18 protein-coding genes are annotated in these 23124 nt (G+C 41.4%); 6 read left to right on the top strand and 12 right to left on the bottom strand.

The window, feature by feature from the left end:
* The first annotated feature begins 321 nt into the window (after positions 1-321).
* Positions 322-516, top strand: coding sequence for a hypothetical protein (locus tag QZ576_RS06995; protein ID WP_297095467.1), 195 nt, complete (start codon positions 322-324; stop codon positions 514-516).
* A gap of 113 nt (positions 517-629) precedes the next feature.
* Here QZ576_RS06995 and QZ576_RS06990 read toward each other — a convergent pair whose 3' ends face one another.
* The 7 genes from QZ576_RS06990 to QZ576_RS06960 form a co-directional block, all read right to left on the bottom strand.
* On the bottom strand, positions 630-2594 hold the full coding sequence (locus tag QZ576_RS06990) for a hypothetical protein (RefSeq protein WP_297095464.1): 1965 nt from the start codon (positions 2592-2594) through the stop codon (positions 630-632).
* 91 nt (positions 2595-2685) lie between these two features.
* Positions 2686-3789, bottom strand: a complete 1104-nt coding sequence (locus QZ576_RS06985) for a BamA/TamA family outer membrane protein (RefSeq protein WP_297095462.1) — start codon at positions 3787-3789, stop codon at positions 2686-2688.
* Between the two features lie 151 nt (positions 3790-3940).
* Complete coding sequence (locus QZ576_RS06980) at positions 3941-4537, bottom strand: CDP-alcohol phosphatidyltransferase family protein (RefSeq protein WP_297095460.1); 597 nt, start codon at positions 4535-4537, stop codon at positions 3941-3943.
* Positions 4538-4597: 60 nt separating this feature from the next.
* A complete protein-coding gene (locus tag QZ576_RS06975) occupies positions 4598-5707 on the bottom strand; it encodes an SDR family oxidoreductase (RefSeq protein WP_297095459.1) in 1110 nt (369 codons plus the stop codon).
* A gap of 134 nt (positions 5708-5841) precedes the next feature.
* Positions 5842-6516: a diacylglycerol/polyprenol kinase family protein gene (locus QZ576_RS06970; protein ID WP_297095457.1), complete on the bottom strand. Its 675-nt coding sequence runs from the start codon at positions 6514-6516 to the stop codon at positions 5842-5844.
* Between the two features lie 133 nt (positions 6517-6649).
* Positions 6650-7378, bottom strand: a complete 729-nt coding sequence (locus QZ576_RS06965) for a phosphatidate cytidylyltransferase (RefSeq protein ID WP_297095455.1) — start codon at positions 7376-7378, stop codon at positions 6650-6652.
* 1 nt (position 7379) lies between these two features.
* Entirely contained in the window at positions 7380-8177 is a 798-nt protein-coding gene (locus tag QZ576_RS06960) for a sulfite exporter TauE/SafE family protein (RefSeq protein ID WP_297095453.1), read from the bottom strand.
* Positions 8178-8587: 410 nt separating this feature from the next.
* On the opposite strand from QZ576_RS06960, the gene QZ576_RS06955 reads away from it, so the two are divergent.
* Both QZ576_RS06955 and QZ576_RS06950 read left to right on the top strand, forming a co-directional pair.
* A complete protein-coding gene (locus tag QZ576_RS06955; RefSeq protein ID WP_297095451.1) occupies positions 8588-9613 on the top strand; it encodes a trypsin-like peptidase domain-containing protein in 1026 nt (341 codons plus the stop codon).
* A 252-nt stretch (positions 9614-9865) separates the two neighbouring features.
* Positions 9866-10639, top strand: a complete 774-nt coding sequence (locus tag QZ576_RS06950) for a hypothetical protein (RefSeq protein ID WP_297095449.1) — start codon at positions 9866-9868, stop codon at positions 10637-10639.
* 50 nt (positions 10640-10689) lie between these two features.
* On the opposite strand, the gene QZ576_RS06945 is transcribed toward QZ576_RS06950, so the two are convergent.
* The 3 genes from QZ576_RS06945 to QZ576_RS06935 form a co-directional block, all read right to left on the bottom strand.
* Positions 10690-12003, bottom strand: coding sequence for a M20 family metallopeptidase (locus QZ576_RS06945; protein ID WP_297095447.1), 1314 nt, complete (start codon positions 12001-12003; stop codon positions 10690-10692).
* Positions 12004-12151: 148 nt separating this feature from the next.
* Positions 12152-14422, bottom strand: coding sequence for a TonB-dependent receptor (locus tag QZ576_RS06940; RefSeq protein ID WP_297095445.1), 2271 nt, complete (start codon positions 14420-14422; stop codon positions 12152-12154).
* 45 nt (positions 14423-14467) lie between these two features.
* On the bottom strand, positions 14468-14770 hold the full coding sequence (locus QZ576_RS06935; protein ID WP_297095443.1) for a hypothetical protein: 303 nt from the start codon (positions 14768-14770) through the stop codon (positions 14468-14470).
* A 381-nt stretch (positions 14771-15151) separates the two neighbouring features.
* Here QZ576_RS06935 and QZ576_RS06930 point away from each other — a divergent pair, with 381 nt between their 5' ends.
* Positions 15152-16474: a UDP-glucose/GDP-mannose dehydrogenase family protein gene (locus tag QZ576_RS06930; RefSeq protein ID WP_297095441.1), complete on the top strand. Its 1323-nt coding sequence runs from the start codon at positions 15152-15154 to the stop codon at positions 16472-16474.
* Between the two features lie 5 nt (positions 16475-16479).
* Positions 16480-17430, top strand: a complete 951-nt coding sequence (locus QZ576_RS06925) for a UDP-glucuronic acid decarboxylase family protein (protein ID WP_297095439.1) — start codon at positions 16480-16482, stop codon at positions 17428-17430.
* Between the two features lie 119 nt (positions 17431-17549).
* Here the strand turns inward: QZ576_RS06925 and QZ576_RS06920 are convergent, their stop codons facing one another.
* The gene (locus QZ576_RS06920) at positions 17550-19862 is read right to left on the bottom strand and encodes a DNA topoisomerase 3 (protein ID WP_297095437.1); all 2313 of its coding nucleotides are present in this window, start codon (positions 19860-19862) and stop codon (positions 17550-17552) included.
* Positions 19863-20297: 435 nt separating this feature from the next.
* Entirely contained in the window at positions 20298-20882 is a 585-nt protein-coding gene (locus tag QZ576_RS06915) for a thioredoxin family protein (RefSeq protein ID WP_297095434.1), read from the bottom strand.
* A 173-nt stretch (positions 20883-21055) separates the two neighbouring features.
* On the opposite strand from QZ576_RS06915, the gene ligA reads away from it, so the two are divergent.
* A complete protein-coding gene (gene ligA / locus QZ576_RS06910) occupies positions 21056-23101 on the top strand; it encodes an NAD-dependent DNA ligase LigA (protein WP_297095432.1) in 2046 nt (681 codons plus the stop codon).
* Positions 23102-23124: the final 23 nt, after the last annotated feature.

Raw genomic sequence — 23124 nt, 5'->3', positions numbered from 1 at the left:
ATGTTTGCTGTGATTAAAAATAATCAGCCTTATCAAAGAAATTATCAGAATTTACTTGCTTAAATCATAAGAATAGGGCGGTGGGTATGATATTTATGCCAGAAGGCTTTAGCATTTAATTTTTAGTCTTAATGGCTAAAGCCCAAATCCATTTGCACACAGGAAATCACCAAGCTAAAGCATGGTGCAAAAAAAGGCCTTTTATAAGAAGGTATTTTGTGTTCCAAAAATTGAGAACCATAGCTAAAATAAAACATTTAGAATTGAACAAACCACCCCACCTACTTGCTTTAGTAGTAAGAATAATAAACTTTATAGCGCATGATAAAAAAATCGAGCATATTCACATTTCTACTTTTCGTTTCGGCAATGGCAATGGCACAGGCACCAAGTGGAATTCCTACCGGAAAAGGTGAGCCTTTGGAACTGACCCTAACAAATATAATCGTGTTTATTGTGCTGCCGGTTATCATCGTTATCCTGTATATTTACTGGAGACGCAATAAGCGCAAGTAAAATTTTATTTCAATCCTTCAATCCACTTCAGGAATCATTCTCCATCAACAATCGACTTTTAAGCAATTTTATTTTTCGGTTCTTAGTCTTAAACAAAAGTTTAAAGCCTATTTTTAATCTTTTAGGTTAAACAATTGCGACGGATGAACCGCCTCAGGTTTTAGCGAGGTAAAATCCTTAAACACTTTAATGTCTTTAAAGACAATGGTAAACACAAAACGAGGCTCCTGCTCCAACCTATTTGGGAAATAACCCAGTTGCAGGTGCATAGCCGGAAAAATCAGACTCTCGTTTTTTGTGCTGGCCCAAATACCAATTTCAGAGTAACGATCGACTTCTCTGGTAGCTTCGTTTGATTTAGCCAACCAACCAACATTTACGTAGGGATTAAACGAAAAACGAAACCCCCAGATCTGGTAGTTGGAATAAAAAACGGGCCGGTAAAAAACCGACAGGTTCGAATAGTTTTTGTAGCCGGTTAAATAATCGGTTGCAAAGGTCCGTGTTGAGTAGTAGGGTATAAAATACCGTGGATTGCGCACAGCACTTACTTTCAATTCAAAAATATTACGGATTTCGTATTGTCCCAGTCTACTTATCGGACTTAAATAATCGAAACGCAGCCCTGCCAAACCGTCTTCCAGTTTCGAATCGTTTATGTAACCACCGGCTTCGGTGTAAGCCGAAAAAATACCGGCATTGTTAAAATACATCGAATAATTGCCGCGCAGTCCCGAGTACGGACGCTCGTAAAAACTGGTTTTCTCCCACCCCGCTGTTACATTCAGATTATACCCGATAGGAACATCTTCAACCGTTCCGTATTGCAGCAAACGACTGGTTTTTATGTACGAAACTTGTTGCCATGACAAACCTCCCAAATACAAGCGCCGGTTATGAAACTCGTAGTTGGTAGTTTCATCAACCAAGGGCTGGTTTTTATATTTATACGAAACGTAGCGTGCCGCAACATTCAAAAATGGCCGTGTAATATCCCGATGAAAAAAGAACGAATGCCCCAGCCATAAATCGAAATACGACAGTTTATACCTGCTGTTATCATTCTCCAGCGAATCGGTTACATACGGATGCTCCGACACTTTTTCACGTAGTTGATCGTAAATTATCTCGCCTCCGTTTTTGGTATGCGTAGTTAAAAACGGCTTCTCAAATTGTATCCTGAAATTTTCGCGGTCAACACCACTTTGGTACCTGATTTCGCTGTCGAAAAAAGTGCCCCACATATTGTTAATGCCGTAATAAGCACCATAACCAAATTTCTCTTCGGTGTCGCCATCAAACTCGCCAATTATCCCGATACTATGCCCCAAACCGGCAAAATTTCGGGAGTACGGTTCCACCTCAAAAGCATTATAATCGTTAACATCGCCGCTTACACCTATCGGATACCGGTCTTTAACCATAACGGTTACATTTACCGAATCACTTGAATTTCCTGCCGGTGTAATTTTTATAAAAGCATCCTCGATATACGAAAGCTCACGAAACAGGCGCTCGTTATCCGAGAAAATACGGGCATTTACCCGTTCATTTTCTTTAAAATGAAGGTTTTTACGAATTACACGCTCGCGGGTCGGACTGTATGTTTTGTTCAGGAAACGGCCAAATCCGGAGATGTCGACATTCGTAGTGTCAAAAAGATTCCCATCAAGCACGGGTACACGTTCAATCGTAATGTTCTTTATTACACGGTTTTTATAGAATGAAAAATACTGGTCGGACGGGTTAAAATCTTTGGGCAGTTGCTCCTCTCTGCTTCGTATGGAGCCCATCAACAAACTCCCGTAACGACTGTTCAGGCGTGTAACCGATTCAATTTTTTCAGGATGCTTTTCGTAATAGGAAGGCTTTCGTACCAGGAAATTTTTGATGATATCGTATTCGGTGTCCGCTTCAAGTACTACTACCGAATCATTTACGCCGTAATAAATCGTATCCTTCAGCATTAACAACTGATCGAAACGAATAGAAATGGTATCTAACTTTTGCGCTTTTGCAAGTAAAGCCAGCCCCATCAGACTCAGAAAAAATAATAGGTGTTTAATGTGTTTTTGCATCGAACAAGTTGTGCTTCAATTCGGTATTCAATGTTGATTAAAGATAGGAATTTAAGGCAGATAAAGAGCAAGGAGAAATTACAAATTACGATTAAAATGCCTCTACAAAATTAAAATATACGCCTTTAGAATCGCGGCCCACACCAAAATCGACACACACATTCATTCGCGGTTGCAACTCAAGCCGGTAACCAACACCACCGTTCGGCACCCATTTTGACAAGCCTACAACATCGGGAGCAATACTGCCTGCCCCAAGCCACATTACCATTCCACTTTTACTTAAGCCACCGTTTGCCTTTTGAAAGGTGTAGCGCCATTCGCCAAGCAAAAAAGCAGTGGTATTATCGCGGTAATGGCCCATTAAATAGCCGCGCAGGTTTTTCCCTCCCGAAAAATCAGATAACTCTGTTATGGGCACGTCGCCATATGTACTTCGGGTAAAAAACCGAAATGCCAGCACATTGCCGGGGCGTGTTAATGTTTTATAATGCCGCATATCCAATGTATATTCCTGGTAATCGTACTTGCTTCCCCAAATATTATCGTAAAACATTGCTGCAAAATGGAAATAAACGCCGCGCCACGCATTAACAACAATATCGCGGGTATCGTAAGCAAACTGTCCACCAATTCCATTCAGGAAATACGTGTCGGCAAATTGCGATCGGTACGGATCGTCTTCAACAGGCTGAGAAAAATCTTTCGTAACCACATAAGCCGGCTTTAAACTAATACCCGCATACACCGATGGTTTTATTTTATAAATAACATTGATAGCCATCGATGAATTGGTTTCGTGGTATAAAGTGGTTGTATCCGATTGATGTGTGGATTCAATTTGGTCAAACCCCTTTCCGTAGAAGTTGTTGTCTTTGTCGCGGATTACCAGGCTGGCATCAAAACGCAACTTATCTTCCATCCAAAAAGATTTTAAATGCGCCTGAATCCCAAAATTGCCTTTAGTACTGTAAAAAATAGTGGCCGGAAGTGATGAGCGTTGCGAAATGCTGTCGTTTTTGTTGGCGCGGAACGAGTATAACATTCCCCCCGAAATCAACAAGCCGGCATCAGCAGTGTAGGCCGGTGCAAACATTGGCGACAACCACGGTTCTCCGGCTTTTATTACTGCCTCTTTTCTTGCGTTACGCTCATTCCAGGCCTCTTTTAATTTGCCCTGAGCATTTGAATTCACAGAGCTAAAAAGCAGGAGAAAAAGGAGTATAAAAGGTGGTGATTTCAAGAGCAAGGCGTATTTTGATTTAATCAAATATACAACAATACACCCGTTAAAATCAAATACTTTGGCAAACAAAAAAGCCACATCCGAAGAATGTGGCTTGTAATTATTTTGCTTCTTTCTGAGCTTTCATTAACCAGTAGAGCCCCTTCACCCCGATCTTTATATCGTCGAGTTTGAAGAGAACTAATATCTTTTCGGTGTAGGCTATAACTCCCCATGCTACTGCGAGGTAGAAAAACCAGGTGTAGAATCCGAATACAAACAACACGAAAAAGAATACACTTTGAACGTATCCGGCCGAAACAGCTGAATACAGGTGTAATCCCGGTATTTTTCCAAAACGCGCAAACGACACGATGTAACTTACTACAAACAATCCCAGGAAAAGGAATAAAAACCAGCTGTGTGGTTCAATATCGGCCCATTTAAAAACAAACAACCCTAAGATGGCCATTGCATACGTACAAATGTCGGCCAGGTTATCGAGCGCAGCACCAAAATGCGTTTGTTGTTTCAGGTAACGAGCCAGGTTTCCGTCGGCAACATCGCTAACCAAACTAATACAAAGCAACCATACAAACAACGGTTCGTTGCCTACAAGGGCTGCATAAAAAATTACAGGAAAAGCTAATAAACGGTATAAACTAATCGCGTTTGGCAGGTTGACAATATTCTCGCCACGAACAAAAATTTTCTTCATAATCCTCGTTTAAACTTAATTGGTGTAAACCTAAAATTTAGTTTGTGAAAATAAAATGATTTATACCGCTGCTTTGATTTCGTTCACCTGCTCGTCAGCTTCCCCGTTCAGAAAATAGGTAAGCATACGATGCACCGACTCGGCAGTTACCTCGCTCACTTCCTCTTCAACAATCGAATCGAGATTAGTGGTATCGAAAGCAATATTGGTATCGATGTAGGCGCCTGTAAACGACATTCCGATTGCCATAATCCGCTCGAGCGAATTCATTTGCTCCTTTTCCAGAGTCATATCCGGAACAAGGTTTATCGGCATTAAGCTGCTGATGCTTCCAAGAATATCTTCATTTTTCACCGAGCTTTTGGCAATTAAATTCAGGATAACCGGCACCTGCTCCGCTTTAACGGCACTCATCAGGTAAGTTACTGCGGTATCGATAGGAATAAGGTTTTGAGTTGACTCAGGATCAACTTTTAAACGAATAACGCTGTTTGGATATTTTTTTGCCAGGTTCTGTACCCGTTTCGAGAAATCGAAAATACCGTAATCGGTTTTTGTTACACCGGTTTTGTTGTTTCCAACCACCTGCGACAAACGCAAGATACAGGCGTTTAATCCTTTATTATCGATGTAATCTTTAATTACATTTTCAGCATATCGTTTCGATTGTTCGTAGTAATTTCTGAACGCGTCGATTTCAGCATTATCGTAGAATTTTTCTTTAAACGGCTCGTCAAGGCGACCGCAAGAATACGCGGTACTTACAAAATAGAAGCGCGATTCTTTTGCCGAATATTTCTGAAAAGTATTAACCGAATTGGTTACTCCCTGTAGATTTGTTCCAAATATCTCTTCTTTGGATTTAATATCAAATTTTAAACTTGCCGCAAAATGAAAGTAATCAACGTTACCACCGAAAATGGTTTCCAACTCACTTTCAGGCAGTGCAAAATCCGCTTCAAATAACGAATAATCGTGAACCTCTAGATTTGTAAAATCAACATCCTCCCCACCTTTCATCTCCTTCAATGCAGCTTTCACCCGCTCTTCGGCAGTAAACTTTTTATTACTGCGAGCGAGTGCAACTACCTTGTAGTTCTCTAACAATAACTCGTTTATAAAATTTGAAGCAACATAACCGTTTGCTCCGTTTATAACAATTTTCTTCATGACGTAATATTTTATTCAGAGACCTTAAAAAGTCCCCACTTAGCTATTTCAGTTTTCTCCAGTTTCTGTTTTACTATATACAAATTACTCCTTTTTTAGCAGAAATGCCAACATCGCTCCTACATTTTACATATTTACATTAAAAGTAAAAGTGTAAAGGCTGCCCCAAGCGGAATGGTTAGATTGTCGGATCCGCGCCAACTGAGTAATTCTGCCAAGGTGCTGACTACTGCTACTGCCAGCCCGATATAAAATGTTTTCAAATCGAAAACACCTCGATTAAAATACAACGCTAACAAGCTAATAACAAAGCTGGTCAGCAAAAATGCACCCGATCCGAAAATTGATTTTCCGGTATCGATGCCCAATATTTTTATTTTATGATTGTTTGTTTTAAAGCTAATTCCTACAATGGCTGCCATTGGGTCGCTAATTCCCAAAATTAACATTGGCAGGATGAAAATAAATTTACTGTCGAGTAAATCCGACATTAAAAATGTAAGGTAAATTGATGCCGGCAACAGGTAACTTCCAATCGATTTCCGGTCGATATCGTGAATGGAATTCAATTGTTTGCTGTATTGCGTAATAAACAAGGCAGCAAAAAATATGAGTGCCAGCACAAACACATACCAGTGACTTGAAAAAATGTATGGAAAGGGTACCACGGCAATAGTGGCTGTAAAGTGTGCGAACTTTCGTGTAAACTCGCCTTTTACTTTTAGTCGTCGGTAATTAAGTTCGTTAAAAGCCAGTAATAATATTATTGCAATAAAATATACTACTGACAGCGTAATAGTGTTTCCCATAAAAATATATTCGTCTCTGGTATTCTCCCCTTTAATTCTCTCTCTGTTTTCAATAAGCAAAGTTATCGCCAGATTAGTTTCACCTCTTCATTAATTGATCGAACTGTTATTATCTTCCCCTGAAATGCTGAAGTTAATAACCAATCATTAGAAAAAAAAATGTTACCCAGGCACCTCCGGCAATTAAACTATCAAACCGGTCGAGAAAACCTCCGTGCCCCGGTATTAGATTGCTGTAATCTTTAACGCCGAATTTTCTTTTGTACAACGATGCTGCAATGTCGCCTAAAAAGGCAAACACAATTATTCCGAGTGTAAGCCCGGCCACTACATACCATTTGTTATCGTATAATCCGTGAAGAAAAAAGCCGCTTGCGAAAGCAAACAAAGCACCACCAACAGTTCCTCCAATGGTTTTATTGGGACTGATTTCAGGTGCAATTTTCGTTTTTCCCCATAACTGTCCCGAGATTTGGCTAAACGCATCAAAGATCGATAAGATCAGAAATGCAAAAAGCACCAGTTTGTTATCCATAGCCCCAAACAACCACAATCCTGCCCCCAAAACGGCATAGATAAGTAGGGAAACGATTACAAAGCCCGATTGTTTATAATCTGCCCTTTTAAATAACCGTAAAAGTTCGAAAGCACCTGTCAGCAATATTATTCCAACCAAAATCTGAAAGAATATTGACTTAATTGTGATGCTAAAAAACAGAATGTGGATAATGATAAAATAGCTAATGAATTTTGTCCAGCTTTTTCGGGCAACTGCTTTTTCCTTTTTCCGGTTAATGAAAAAGAATCCAATTGCGCCGAGCAAGAAATACGACAAAATGAATATGTATATGGTTAAAATCATGTTATCTGTTTACTATCATTAAAATACCGATAGCAGCAACCACCGCTGCATATACGTACTTCACCTTTTTCTCTGATTTACCGATCTTTGCTTTCGAGAACAGTCGTGGCCCCAAAAACGCACCAATTACCGAACCTGATGTAAGGAAAGCAATGAGTGTTAAATCGATACTACCCATTAAAAAGTGCGCTCCAACTGCAAAAACCGTGTTAACCAAAACCACCATTAACGAAGTGCCAACAACTAGTTTTATTGGTAATCGCATCGAAAACAATCCGGCAATAATCGGCGCTGTTCCGCTGGTTCCAAAAGTTCCGGCAATCAATCCGGCCGTTAAACCAAAAAACGAGCCCTTTCCTAGTCGGACGGCTTTCAGTTTTGCTGCACTTTCTTCGTCTGCAGTCTCCTTGTATTTACGTACACCTGCCACCAGCATATTTATGGCAATCAGGATGGAATACACGCCAAACAAAATCTTTAATTGCGGCTCCGAAATTAAATTTGTTATACGAGCTCCCAGTAAAGCTCCAACAACTCCGGCAATGCTAAATAAAGTTCCGGTATTGGTATCAATATTTCCTTTTCGGTAGTGCCCCCACGAGCCAACCAAACCAATTGGCAAAGTTGCTGCCAGCGAAGTTGCTACGGCTGTATGCGCCGGCACACCAATAATTAAGGTAAGCACCGGTAAAAAGAAAAAGCCTCCGCCTCCACCAAGCATAGTACCAAAAAGTCCTATCACAAAGCCAATTAAGGGTAAAATCAGGTAGATATTTTCAAACGAAGAATTAAAAATCATAATGTATTATTACGGTCAGTTAAAAGTAAAAATTAATAACTCAACCGCAGTATTTAAAACCAGTCTAATTGAAACTCCTCGCAGCAGAGCTGACGAGGAATCCGATTCCGTTAAGGACTTTTTTATTGTTTTGTTCGCTTACCCCGAGGCAAGGCCATCGCGGAATGCGCTCACCGGAATTCAAAATTCAAAGGTAAAGCATAAAAATTTATGGTTAAGTGATACGAAACACAATCTAAAATCACCCTACATTTTTTAACATCTGTTAACATTTGGCGGTCAAAAGAGTTCAGAAATTGAATTTTTGCATGGAAAACAAACGAAGAAAAAACTGATTTAATGGTGATTTTTTGATTATTGTAAAACAGAAATGCTGTATATTGAAGACTCATTCTTAACAACAGCAAATCATGATAAAAACTTTCGCATTCACGCTTCTACTCTTAAGTTGTTTAACTTCAATGGCACAATCGTTTGCCGATTTGGTTGCCGAGGTAAACAAAAGTGTTGTAACCATTCAGGTTTTACAAAAACAAAATACCGGGTTAGGAAATCCGAATGGTTATACCGATGCCCAGGGAATGGGATCGGGAGTGTTGGTTGGCGAAAAGAAGATTTATATACTCACTGCCGCACACGTTGTTGCCGACGCCTCGAAAATACAGGTTGTTTTTGCCGATGGTACCACTACCGGAGCCACCATTCGTCGTATCGATAAAACGGCCGATGTTGCGCTTCTTCAGCTTAACGAAGTGGCGTCCCACATTCCGCCGGCTAAACTTGGCGATTCGGATGCCATGCGCATTGGCGACGACATTTTTATTATCGGTAATCCACTGGGGCTGGAACACTCGGTTTCAAGAGGGATTATTAGTGGAAAACACGTTGAAGAAAACGAAATCAACCACAATCGGTCGCAAGAGTTTTTTCAAACCGATGCATCGATAAACAAAGGCAATAGCGGCGGCCCGATGTTTAACATGCAAGGCGAAGTGGTTGGAATTGTAAGTTCTATTCTGTCGTTTTCGGGAGGTTTCGAAGGATTGGGATTTGCAGCCACATCGTCGGTTACCAAAGAAATTTTGCAACAAACCGGTCGCATTTGGTTTGGCACTAATGTTATTCCAATGTCTGCCGAATTCTGCAACCTGTTTCATATTCCGCAGGAAGGTGCATTGATGGTGCAGGCTGTGGTAGAAAATTCGCCGGCCTATTTTATGGGATTAAAAGGCGGTTATGTAAAAATGACTATCGGGAACACAGAAATTCTTGCCGGCGGCGATGTCATTTTACAGTTTGATGATATTCTGTTGAACTCCAACGAAAACATCACCCGTTTTTACGAATATCTAAACAGCATGAAAAAAGGGCAAAATTACACGGTAAAAATTCTCAGAAACGGAGAGATTAAACACCTTAGCTGGCGAATGCAGTAATTTTAAACACGTCCATATTAAATCCTGCTGCTGAAATCAAATGTATCTTTTAAGTACTATTCTGCCATAAAGAGAGAAATAAACAAAAAGAATCGTTTCTTATTTATAATTTGTTTTTCCGGGCCAAAGCCTTTACTACCCTGCAAATCAAAAACTTTTGGCACCTGCGAATAAAATACCTACTTGTATTTAATCGGATTTATTGGTAACTTGGTTAGGATATTTAACCAGTTACTAATTAACATCCACAGCATGAAAACAATTTACACCGGACTATTAGTCCTTTTAATTTTTGCACTGACTAATTTTTCATTGAGCGCACAGGAAAATCCACCAAAAATCAGATATATGGTTTGGGAGGTTCAGGTAAATCCACTGCAGCAAGAAAAATTGCTGAATGCCATTAAAAGTCAGAACGCCTTTCTGAAAGAGCAAAACCATCCTTTTGCCAATATTACACAGTACACCAACGAAGGCTATTTATGGTACTCTATTCCCTTTACAAATTATGCCGATATCGATAAAATAGAGGCTGCTTCTCAGAAGTTATGGAAGGAACATAGCGAAAAATCAAAGGAGTTACAAGAGCTCTTTGATGGTGCATTTAACACAATTGGCGGATTTATTCTTGAATATCAGCCGGAATTATCAATCCGTGCTGCAGAACGTGACATACCGGCCAATGGTAAAAGATTTCGATTTTTCGAGAAGTTTTACATCAAATATGGTAAAGAAAAAGAATTTGAAGAACTGGTAAAACGTTATAAAGAACTGCGAGAAACAAATGGTTTTAAAGATGATTTTCTTACAATGTATCCTGCTTTTGCCCCCGAAATGAACGTGGTGTATTTTATTGACGAAACCGGTAGCAATGCAGCCGAACATTTTAGCGACATTGAAAAACACTGGGAAATTTTTGGGCAGGAAGGCGAAGAATTATGGAACGATGTTAAGCAGGTTATTGAAAAAATAGAAACCCGCACGGGATTAATTGATTACGATGTTAGTTATTTCCCCGAGGAATAATTTTAAATAATTAATTTGCAGAAAAGCTCTTCTCTCTTCGGAAGGGCTTTTTATTTGTTCATCAGCCCGATAACATTTGCTGCCATTACCGCAATTCCGGTTTCTATGGTATTTTCGTAGTCAGGATTCAGTTGTGGCGAATGCAACGGGAAAGGCGCTTTTCCTTCGGATTTTAAACGCTTCATTTCTTCAGGACTTGTACTTCCCAACCAGATCAAACAAATCGGAATGTCTTCTTTGGTGCGGCCGTATTTTCCGAAGTCCTCGCCTACCATTTCAGGTTGCGTTTCAATAATGTTTTGCTGGCCAATAATGTCTGCGGCAAACCCGCTCACTTTTGCACTCAAAACATCATCGTTTAAAACCGGAGGAGTTTCAACCGAGAAAACATCTACAAACGGCAGCTTATCTTCCGGAACGCCAGCTGCACGCGCAGCATTTTCGCTAATTCGTTTTATTGCAGCAATTACTTTTTCAATCGTTTCATCGGAGAAATATCGCAGTGTGAGTTGCATTTTTACTTCATCGGGAATAATATTCGGGCGTGTTCCTCCATGGATTGAGCCAACGGTAACAACAGCAGGTTCTGTAGGACTTAATTCGCGACTTACGATGGTTTGCAGATCGTTAACGATCCGCGATGAAATAACAATTGGATCGATACATTTTTGTGGATATGCACCGTGTCCTCCTTTTCCGTAAACGGTGATTTCAACGGTTTTTACTCCGGCAAAAACAGGTCCGCCACGCAAACCGATTTGTCCGGTTTCCAATTCAGGGTTAATATGGTAAGCCAACGCATAATCCGGAGTTGGGAATTTCGAAAACAGTCCGGCATCAATCGCCTGTCCTGCCCCGCCGCTGTATTCTTCGGCCTGCTGAGCAATTACCATTAATGTACCTTGCCATTTATCTTTTAAAGCAACCAAAGTCCGCAATGTTCCCGTCCAGGTCGACATGTGTATATCATGCCCGCAAGCGTGCATTACCGCAACCTGATTTCCATCCAAATCACCCATTTTCTTGCTGGCAAAAGGCAAATCCGTATTTTCTTCAACTGGCAAGGCATCCATATCGGTACGCAAAAAAACGGTTGGACCATCACCATTTTTATAAATCCCCACCACACTGTTTCCGGCAAACTTTTCCGTCACTTCAAAACCAAGCTCTTTTAATTCCTTCGCCATTCGCGCCGCAGTTTCAAACTCCTGAAAAGAAAGCTCCGGATTTTCGTGCAAATATTTGCAAAGTTCGAGTGCATAAGCCGTTTGTTTTTTAGCCTCTTCTTTAATCTGATTATTCACTTGCGCAAAAGCGTCCGTTGAGAAAACTAAAACGAGAAGAATGAGAATGAATCGGTTCATGCGTACAGTAATTTTTGAATTTAAACACAGGAAAAGTAACTAAAGTTTTTGGGAATTGCGGCTCCACCAAATTTATACCAGCAGATTTAATAAAAAAGTGATCGCCTAAAGAAAGACAACCACTTTTCAACAAAAACACATCTATATGCTATAAGAAACTAATGGTAAGCGTTACATAAAAACTCCTTCCGGGCGAATAAATTGGTCGGGCATCCGCTCCGCGAACCGAGCGTGCCAAATGTTCGTAATACGCTTCATCAAACAAGTTTTGTACACCACCGGTTGCCGTAAAAACATCATTCATTAACCACGAAACTTTTGCATCAACTACATTAAATGCCGGCGTTTCTGTTTCGCCGTACGATGTCGCAATGCGGTCTTGTTTCATGGCGTACCTGAACATCAACTCCGGCTTTAGTTTTCCATCAGCAAAATTCCCCATAAGGTGATAATGAAACTCCATCGGTGGGATCTCGGGCAGTGGTTCATCCAGCTCCTGATTTTGGCCGTGCGTATAAACCAGTCCCAAATCGTGACTTAGGAACGAACTATATTGCTGTGTCCAGTTGGCTTCAAAGCCGGTCATCAATGCTTTTTTGATATTTATAAACTGACGAACACCCGGCGAAGTGCTCATCGCTGGCTGCAAATCTTCACGGATTTCCGAAGAAATATAATCGCGCAAAACCGAGGTAAACACGTTTACATTAATATTGGTCTTTTCCGTTTGATAACGAAAAACAAGATCGAGCTGATTGTTAATTTCCGGATCAAGATCAGGATTTCCCAACATTTCATACGGATCCAATCCTATCGGAAACTGATTGATGTAGCGCTCGGCAATTCCCGGACTTCGCGTGGCCATTCCCATCCACAAACCCAGCGAAATATTCTCGTTAAACAAACGTGTTCCGCCAACACTAACCGACGGATGTACCTGCGATGATTCCAAATCGGAGTAAATTTCTTCAAAACGCGGATCGGGATTATTGGCTTTTGACGAATTTATATCGAGGCGTCCCGAAACAACAAACTGAAATCCCGGTTGTGCAATGTGCCACTCTCCAAAAAATCCGGTACGTTTAATCTCTGCATCCTGCCAAACATTATCAGTCAGCACTTTGCCGGCCATTGGTCCCATTAGCATTGTGCGTTCACGATATCCCTCGGCCGACTCAAAACGATAATCGGCACCGGCATACAGGTAGCTTTTGTTAAAATCGAAACGCAATTCCGTACGGCCACCATAATTCCGCGTTTCTGCATCGGTAATTGCATCCACCATTCGCGGATCAAGTACTTTGTCGTAGTTGTCCATCAGGTGATCTACCATTGTGCCATAAACACTGGTATTCCATGAGGAAAGCGCTTTATCGTAAAAAACAGCCGAATGACTGGCATTTACCAGCCAGGTATTGTCTTCGCGCAAATCCATTGGCAAAGCCGGGAAATCAACATCCTTCGCAATGTTATTCGAAACCAGCACTCCAATATTTTGGCTTTGACTGAGTTTTACGCCTAGCTTCCCGCCCCAGTTCAAACGGTTAAAACGAGCTGCAATATCCACTCCATCACCATCCGTATAATCATCGCCTGTGGAATAGGCTCCAAACATCCGAAAATCGACTTTCGAACCTGAAACTCCGGCCACTCCTTCGGTTCTAAAAATGTTTCCGTTGCTTTCGTAGCTCGTTCCTACGCGACCTACAGGTGTTGCTTTTTCCTTAAAATCGGGCGAAGTGCTTTTAAAATTTATGGTTCCGCCAAATGCATTTCCATAACGCAAACTGTGTGGTCCTTTTAAAACCTCCGCTTCAGCGATCATATTAATAGGAATTTGGCTGGCTGCCGGATCCATTCGGTTTGGACAAGCCGCCGAAGCTGTTTGGCTTCCATCTAATACCAGGTTAATCTGGTCGTATTTGAAACCACGAAGCACCGGATCAAATCCATATGCACCACTTTTTCGAATAGTAGATATTGATACCACCGATTCCAGCAAATCACCGGCATCGTGTGCCAGTTTGTTCTGCACGGTGAATTCCATTTTTCGTTTATCGCCGGCCATTGGATGCACCAAAACCACCGCTACGGGCAAATAGGTGGATGATTGTACTAGGGCAATAACTCCGTCGTTTGCTAACTTTTCAACTTCTTCCGAACTAAATGCAACTTTCCCGTATTGCAAATGCGACAGAAACAACTCTGCCCCCTCTGTTATTTGCAAATCTATATTCCCGTTCTTATCCGAAAATCCCCTTGTTTCGTTGTATTGATAGTGTACATCAGGAATTCCGGTTTTCGTTTTAGAATCAATAATTTGTATTGTTTTTTCCTGCGAATAAGAAAAATGTACCAGCGACATAAATACCAGCAAATACACCATTCTGATTCCGGAATTATAAAAGATCTTTCTCATTCCAAAATGATTTATTACTATTTAAAATATCGTTTGGGGCGGTATTTAAACGGAATATTTTGGCGGATGGAAGACCTTCAAAGCCTTTAGAAATGAATAATTTGATGAAGTTTTGATTCTCAGATTTTCAATTTTTGGATACAATGTACATTTTGATTCCGCAGTTTGAACACAAAAATCGATATTCTGCTTTTCATTCTGTTGCGGTGGCAGTTCCTTTTTCTGCTCTTCCTGCTCATGCATTTTCTTTTTCAACTGGCAACATCCCTGGCAGGTAGATCCTTCCACATCCTTTTCAACACAAAGGTTTTTGGCTATGTAATCCTGATTGATTTTGAACGACGCCAAAACCAACAGTTCCGAAAACTGAAAGGAAAAGATAGAACAGACTAATATTGCGGAAATTAGAAATTTCACAAAGCCAGTTGATTTTTATCAAATTTAGTAAATAAACATCAATTATTGTCAAAAGTTCGCTATCCTCTCCCCTTCTTTTCAAGTAATTCACTCCCACTACTTTTCGTCATTCCACAAAATTTTGATGAAGCAAAAACCTATGAAGAAGTGGATTCTAATTATTATCATTGATTCTTTCTGCGGAATTCAATTATCTTTATTCCCGTTTTAAGAAAAACAGTTTTAACGCATAAAAATATGCCCAATAATGATGAACTCATTATTTTTATCGACACGCATAAATAAATCAACTTCAAAAATTATAAATCAGCTATGAAGATTTCGGTAGTAGGAACAGGTTATGTAGGATTGGTTTCAGGAACATGTATTGCAGAAACCGGTGTAAATGTTGCCTGTGTAGACATCGACGAGAAAAAAATTGAGAAACTAAATAACGGTATAATCCCCATTTACGAGCCGGGTTTGGAAGACATTTATAAAAAGAATGTTGAAAAAGGGCGCCTGGAATTTACCACCGATTTGGGTAACAGCATTAAAGATGCCGATGCAGTATTTATTGCCGTTGGAACACCACCCGATGAAGATGGTAGTGCCGACCTGAAATACGTTTTAGGCGTGGCCCGCGAAATTGGAAAAAACATGGATCACTACCTGGTTGTGGTAACAAAAAGTACAGTTCCCGTTGGCACCTCTGTAAAAGTGAAACAGGCTATTCTAGAGGAGCTGGAAAAACGAGGTGAGGATATTCCTTTTGATGTGGCTTCAAACCCTGAATTCCTGAAAGAAGGAAGTGCCGTAAACGATTTCCTGAAACCCGACCGTATTGTAATCGGCACCGAATCGAAACGCGCACAAAAAGTGATGCAGCGTTTGTACAAACCTTTCGTACTGAACGGACATCCGATTTTATTTATGGATATCACTTCGTCGGAAATGACCAAATATGCCGCCAACTCGATGCTGGCCACAAAAATTAGTTTTATAAACGACATTGCCAACCTTTGCGAAATTGTTGGTGCCGATGTTGACAATGTTCGTCGCGGAATTGGTTCTGATCCGCGTATCGGAAACAAATTTATTTACCCGGGAACCGGTTACGGTGGCTCGTGTTTTCCAAAAGACGTGCAGGCTTTAATTCGCACAGCCGATGAATTTAATTATTCGCTTGACGTATTAAAAGCCGTTGAGAAAGTAAATTATCGCCAAAAAGAGGTTCTATTCAACAAGCTTTACAAACGGTTTGATGGCGACCTGAAAGGCAAAAAATTTGCCATGTGGGGACTGGCTTTCAAACCAAAAACCGACGATATGCGCGAAGCTCCGGCTTTGGTTATCATTGAAAAATTACTGGAAGCCGGTGCTACTGTTGTTGGATACGATCCGGTTGCAATGCACGAAGCCGAACGAATTCTGGGTGATAAAATCTCGTATGCTAAAGATGAATACGACGCGTTAATAGATGCCGATGCACTGATTTTAGTTACCGAGTGGTCAGAATTCAGGCTGCCGAATTTCCGCGTTATGGAGAAACTGTTGAAAAGCAAAATCATTTTCGACGGACGAAACATTTACGATCCGGAAGAACTGGCAGAGCTTGGGTTTGAATATTTTGCCATCGGTAGAAAAACAAAATAAATGGTATGAAGCGAATTTTGGTAACCGGAGGAGCAGGATTTGTTGGATCTCACCTTTGTGAAAGGCTGTTGAACGATGGCAACGAAGTAATTTGCCTCGACAACTATTTTACCGGCAAAAAGCAGAAGATTATTCACTTGCTTGAAAATCCATACTTTGAGCTGGTAAGGCACGATATTACGCAGCCTTTTTACATCGAAGTGGACGAAATCTACAACCTGGCTTGTCCGGCGTCACCAATTCAATATCAATACAATCCCATAAAAACCATCAAAACTTCGGTGATGGGCGCAGTTAATATGCTTGGTTTAGCCAAACGTATTAAGGCCAAAATCCTGCAGGCGTCAACCAGCGAAGTTTATGGTGTACCCGATATTCACCCACAAAACGAAGAATACTGGGGACACGTAAATCCTATTGGAGTCCGCTCGTGTTACGATGAAGGAAAACGTTGTGCCGAATCACTGTTCGTGAATTACCATGTGCAGAACGACGTTTTAATAAAGATCATTCGCATTTTTAATACCTACGGCCCTAAAATGGAGCCGGACGACGGGCGCGTTGTTTCGAATTTTATTGTGCAGGCTCTGCAAGGAAAAGACATTACTATTTTTGGCGACGGACAGCAAACCCGGAGTTTTCAGTATGTAAGCGACCTGATTGAAGGAATGATACGGATGATGAAAACCGACGACGATTTTATCGGGCCGGTAAACATTGGAAATCCGGGCGAATTTACGATGCTGGAACTGGCCAATGAAATTATTGATATTACCGGATCGAAATCAAAAATCGTTCACTTACCATTGCCTCAGGATGACCCGACACAACGCCAACCGGATATTTCGTTGGCTAAAGAAAAACTGGATGGTTGGGAACCTACTATTCCGCTTCGCGAAGGTTTGACAAAAACAATTGCCTACTTTGAACAGCTGTTGAAAGAAGAGGACATTTAATTTGAGTTTACCTTGTAACTTTATTTCAAATTATCAGCTGTCACACTGAGCTAAGTCGAAGTGTAACGGATACAGTCTTCGACTTCGCTCAGACTGACAATCAAAAAGTTTAAATTGATTTATTTGCCTTCCTTAATGATTTCCAGCACCAGCTCTTTTGTTAATTCCCGGCCGGCAGCTTTTTCGCGTATGGCATCGAAAGTGAATTTAAAATCGCAACCCTCTTTCCAGTTGCTGCAACCGTAAGCTGTTTTGCCTTTTATAATTTTTCCGCCACATTTCGGGCATTTTGGCGTTGAGTCGGCAGTTTTCTTTTCAGCCGGAGATTTATCCACAAACTCCACATTACAATCCGAAGTGAGTTGCAGAATACCTTCCACTTTTTTATCGCCCATTTTAAATCCTTTCAATTTTGTGGTAGCTCCCTTTTTTAACAAGCGCTCAACCTGTTTGTCGGAGAGCTTTTTCTCCATAAAAATAAATGGCAGCCTGAAATCGCAACCTTCTTTCCAACGGTTGCAACCATAAGCATTTTTACCTTTCAGCACTTTTCCTTCCGAACACTTCGGGCAGGTCATTTCTGTACTACCGGTATCAGCAGTCTTTTGCCCTTTTGCCTTTTGCCTTTTACCTTTTGACTTGTTTTCCGGTTCCGGCGCGGCCAGTTTTACCGAGCTACGATCGCGCATCACTTCAACAACCAGATCGTAAACCATACGCTTCATCTCGTAAATAAATTTTGAAGCGCTGTATTCTCCCTGCTCAATGTCCCGCAACTGTTTTTCCCATTGCCCGGTTAATTCTGCCGATTTCAGTAATTCGTTTTGGATGGTATCAATCAGCTGAATTCCCATTTTGGTTGGGTGGATCTGTTTTTTCTGCCGCTCAATATATTTGCGCCGAAATAATGTTTCAATAATTGCTGCACGTGTCGACGGACGCCCGATTCCATTGGCTTTCATGAGGTCACGTAACTCATCGTCGTCAACATTTTTACCGGCCGTCTCCATTGCACGTAGCAACGATGCTTCAGTGTAATAACGTGGCGGTTTGGTTTCCTTCTCCGTAAACGATGGCTCGTGCGGACCGTGTTCTCCTTTTTCAAATGCCGGAAGAATTGTGTCGCCATCGCCACTTTTGCTATTCTCATCCTGAAAAACAACACGCCACCCCGGTTGCAGAATTAGTTTTCCGGTCGCTACAAATTGCACGGTATCAACTTCTGCCTTCACCTGCGTTTTGGCCACTTTACAATCGGGGTAAAACGCGGCCAGAAAACGTCGTGCAATAGCATCGTAAACCTTTTTTTCGTTTCCGCCGAGCAACTTCTCCTCTCCCGTAGGAATGATAGCATGGTGATCGGTAACTTTTTTATCGTTAAAAACTTTAGTCGATTTACGGATTTTCTTTGCCAGCAAAGGCTGCGCCAACTCGCTATAACTTTTTAGTCCCTTTAAAATTCCGGGAATTTTTGAATACTGATCGTTAGGCAAAAAAGTGGTATCAACACGCGGATAGGTAACCACTTTCATTTCGTACAGGCGCTGTACGGTTTTCAGCGTTTCATCTGCCGTTAGTCCAAAACGGGTGTTACAATGCACCTGCAAACTGGTGAGGTCGAAAAGTTTCGGCGCATATTCTTTTCCGTCTTTCTTTTCAACTTCAGTAATGTACAAGTCTTTATCCAAAACCTGGTTCAGCAATTTTTCGCCGTCTTCCTTTTTGAAAAACTTTCCTTCAGTATTGCTAAAAACGGTTTCGCGATAAGTGGTTTGTAACTCCCAGTATGGTTGTGGTTTAAAATTCTCGATTTCGTAATGGCGCGTTACCAGCATCGCCAGCGTTGGCGTTTGCACCCGCCCAATGGATAACACCTGTTTGTAACCGCCATATTTAAGCGTGTACAAACGAGTGGCGTTCATTCCCAGCAGCCAGTCGCCAATCGCACGCGAGCTGCCGGCGTAATACAGGTTATCAAATTTTTCGGCTGGTACCAGCTTCTGAAATCCGGTTTTTATGGCTTCGTTCGTTAGCGACGAAATCCACAAACGTTTCACCTCGCCCTTGTAGCCCGCTTCTTTCATTACCCAGCGCTGAATCAGCTCCCCTTCCTGGCCGGCATCACCGCAGTTAATTACCTGTTCGGCTTTGTCTAATAAGCTTTTGATAGTATTGAATTGTTTAGTAACACCACCATCGCCCGTCATTACTTTGGTTTCGAAACGTTTGGGCAACATGGGTAGTGTTTGCAGATCCCAGCGTTTCCATTTGGCGTCGTAATCCTCGGGGGGCCACAGCGTACAAAAATGGCCAAAGGTCCAGGTTACCTGGTAACCGTTTCCTTCGTAATAACCATCTCTTCGCGAACCTGCCCCAATAACATTGGCGATTTCTTTGGCAACACTTGGTTTCTCTGCAATACAAACAATCATAAGTGCTGCAAATATACAAGGAATGACGAGCGATGAAAAAGGGAGTTATTAACAAGTTTTTGAGAAAGATTGATTACAAGATTGATGGAGATTGATTTTGAGATTGAATGAAAAGAGCACTGTGACTTTGAGATGGTGAGAATGATGGAGATTGTAAAACTGATAAATTGCAAAATTGCACTGTGAAATGCGACTGAGACTGCGACTGAGACTTTTCCCCTCTGTGAAACTCCGTGACTTCTCAGTGTAACTCTGTGGTAAAAACAATTGTGATATTGATAAATTAACGTTAGACCACTTGTAACTTGCAACTAGTAACCTGCTACAGATCCCTCCTCGTTCCTCGTCGAGATGACAGTTACTTTTGTTCCCGACGCTTCGGTCGGTATTTCGCTACGCTCAACTTTTTACTTTATTCTTTTGCCTTGAATTTCCTCACCAAACCAAATCACAGGCATCAGCAGGCATCCAGTGTTTGTGTTTGCCTTCCCATTTTACATTACAGCCAATCGGGTTGGTTACCGGTACAGAAATGTCTTTGCCATGCGTCAACTCTTCAAGCGCATTGGCCAAATCATTCACCGTTATTTTTGAGGGATCGCGCGGACTGTCTACTCCTCTTCCGGTGTATACGAGTTCGCGGTTTTCGTTAAACACAAAAAAATGTGGCGTTCTTAATGCTCCGTATGCCAATGCAATTTCCTGTGATTCGTCGTACAAATACGTCCACGGAAACTGGTGTTCCTTCATGCGCTCCACCATGTGATCGAAATCATCCTCTTCGTAAGTATTTTTACTGTTCGAGTTAATTCCGACAAACTCTACACCAAGCGGATTGAACCGTTCAGCTGTTTTTCGGGTCACTTCGTCGCTGTTTATCACATAAGGACAGTGATTACAAGTGAAAAACACCACCAGGTATTTCGAGTCCTTAAAACTTTCGAGCGTATATAGTTTCCCATCGGTAGCCGGAAGATCAAAGTAAATTGCCTTTTTTCCTATTTCAAGTGTAAATGCCATAATACTATTTCCTTTTATTACTAAAAGTATTTCGAATGGAAATTGTTTAATCGATGGGGTGTTTTACCCCACCCTCTAAAAAGCATTACGACTAGGTCCCCTTTAGGGGATTTAGGGGTTAATTGAAATTTGGTAGCTGAAAATTTATGCTTGTTTCGTCCAACAAATTATCTTTGAAAAATCATCTTGAAACATTTACAATTAGTGCACGAATGAGCAGCGAACAGGATTTACAACGAATTAAAGATTTGCAGGCCGAACTGGCCGAACACAACTATAAATACTACGTTTTGGCGCAACCGTCAATCAGCGATTTTGATTTCGACATGAAATTAAAGGAGCTGGAGCGCCTTGAAAAACAATACGATATTAACGACCCGAACTCGCCAACACAGCGCGTGGGTAGCGATTTGAGCTCGGATTTCCAACAGGTTACGCATAAGTACAACATGCTTTCGTTATCGAATGCATACTCGCAGGACGAGTTGAAAGATTTCGACAGCCGCATTCAGAAAATTATTGGCACTGATGATTTTGAGTATGTGTGTGAGTTGAAATTTGATGGCTCATCAATTAGTCTGACTTACGAAAATGGCGAGCTGGTGCGAGCTGTCACCCGTGGCGACGGCGTAAAAGGCGACGATGTAACCAACAACGTACGAACCATCCAATCGGTACCTTTAAAATTGCGTGGGAACGATTATCCTGAGAGTTTTGAGATTCGTGGCGAGATTTTAATGCCGTTCGAGGTATTCAATAATCTGAATGCTGAATTAGAAAAAGCCGGCGAACCATTATTGGCCAATCCACGAAATACAGCTGCAGGAACGCTGAAAATGAAAAACTCTTCGATTGTAGCCTCACGAAAACTGGATGCTTACCTGTATTATGTGCTTGGCGAAAATTTACCGGAAGACGGTCATTATGAAAGTTTGCAAAAAGCACGTGCATGGGGTTTTAAAATTTCGGAGCACACACAGTTATGCAAAAACATTGATGAAGTATTCGCTTTTATCGAGAAATGGGATACTGAGCGTTTTTCGCTGCCGGTTGCCACCGACGGAATTGTGATAAAAGTAAACTCACGAAGATTGCAGAAAAACCTTGGTTTTACCGCCAAGTCGCCGCGCTGGGCTATTGCTTATAAATTTAAAGCAGAAAGTGTTGCTACTATTTTAAAGTCGGTTTCGTACCAGGTAGGCCGAACCGGTACAGTTACGCCGGTGGCCAATCTTGAGCCGGTGCTTATTGCCGGAACCATTGTAAAACGAGCGTCGCTGCATAATGCCGATATCATCAACAACCTTGATTTGCATATCGATGATACTGTTTTTGTAGAAAAAGGTGGTGAGATCATCCCGAAAATTACCGGTGTTGACCCGGCCAAACGACATCCGATGTTTCAGCGGGTTGAGTTTATTGAATCGTGCCCTGAGTGCGGAACGAAGCTGATAAGAAAAGAAGGTGAAGCCGCTCATTATTGTCCGAACGAGGATGCTTGTCCGCCGCAAATAAAAGGCAAAATGGAGCATTTCGTTAGCCGGAAAGCAATGGATATTGATGGCATCGGTCAGGAAACGGTTGATTTGCTTTATAACGAAGGTCTGGCAAAAAACATTACCCAACTTTACCAACTTACAAAAGAGCAGCTACTAAACCTGGAACGTATGGCGGATAAATCGGCACAGCGAATTCTTGATGGTTTGCAAGCATCAAAACAAGTTCCGTTCGAACGTGTACTTTTTGCGTTGGGAATTCGTTTTGTTGGTGAAACAGTAGCAAAAACACTGGTAAAAAAGTTACACACCATTGAAAATATTCAGGTACAAACGAAAGAGCAACTGGTAGAAATTGATGAAATTGGCGACCGCATTGCCGAAAGTGTTGTGGAGTGGTTTTCGAACGAAGAACACCTGCAGTTTATTCAACACCTGCAAGAATACGGACTTCAGTTTGCAATCAGCGAAGATCAGCTGGAAGGGCAAACCAACAAACTGGAAGGTTTGAGCATTGTTATTTCGGGTACTTTCGAGCAACATTCGCGCGATGAGTTGAAAAAACTGATCGAGCAGAACGGAGGTAAAAATGTAGGCTCCATTTCGAAAAAAACAAGTTACATGCTCGCTGGAAGTAATGTTGGGCCAAGTAAACTGCAAAAAGTTGAAAAGCTCGGAATTCCCATGATCAGCGAGGAAGATTTCCTAAAAATGATTGAATAGTTTGTAGAGAATAATGACGCAAA

Source organism: uncultured Draconibacterium sp. (assembly GCF_913060805.1).
Taxonomy (GTDB): domain Bacteria; phylum Bacteroidota; class Bacteroidia; order Bacteroidales; family Prolixibacteraceae; genus Draconibacterium.
This window is presented reverse-complemented; position numbering and strand designations above follow the sequence as displayed.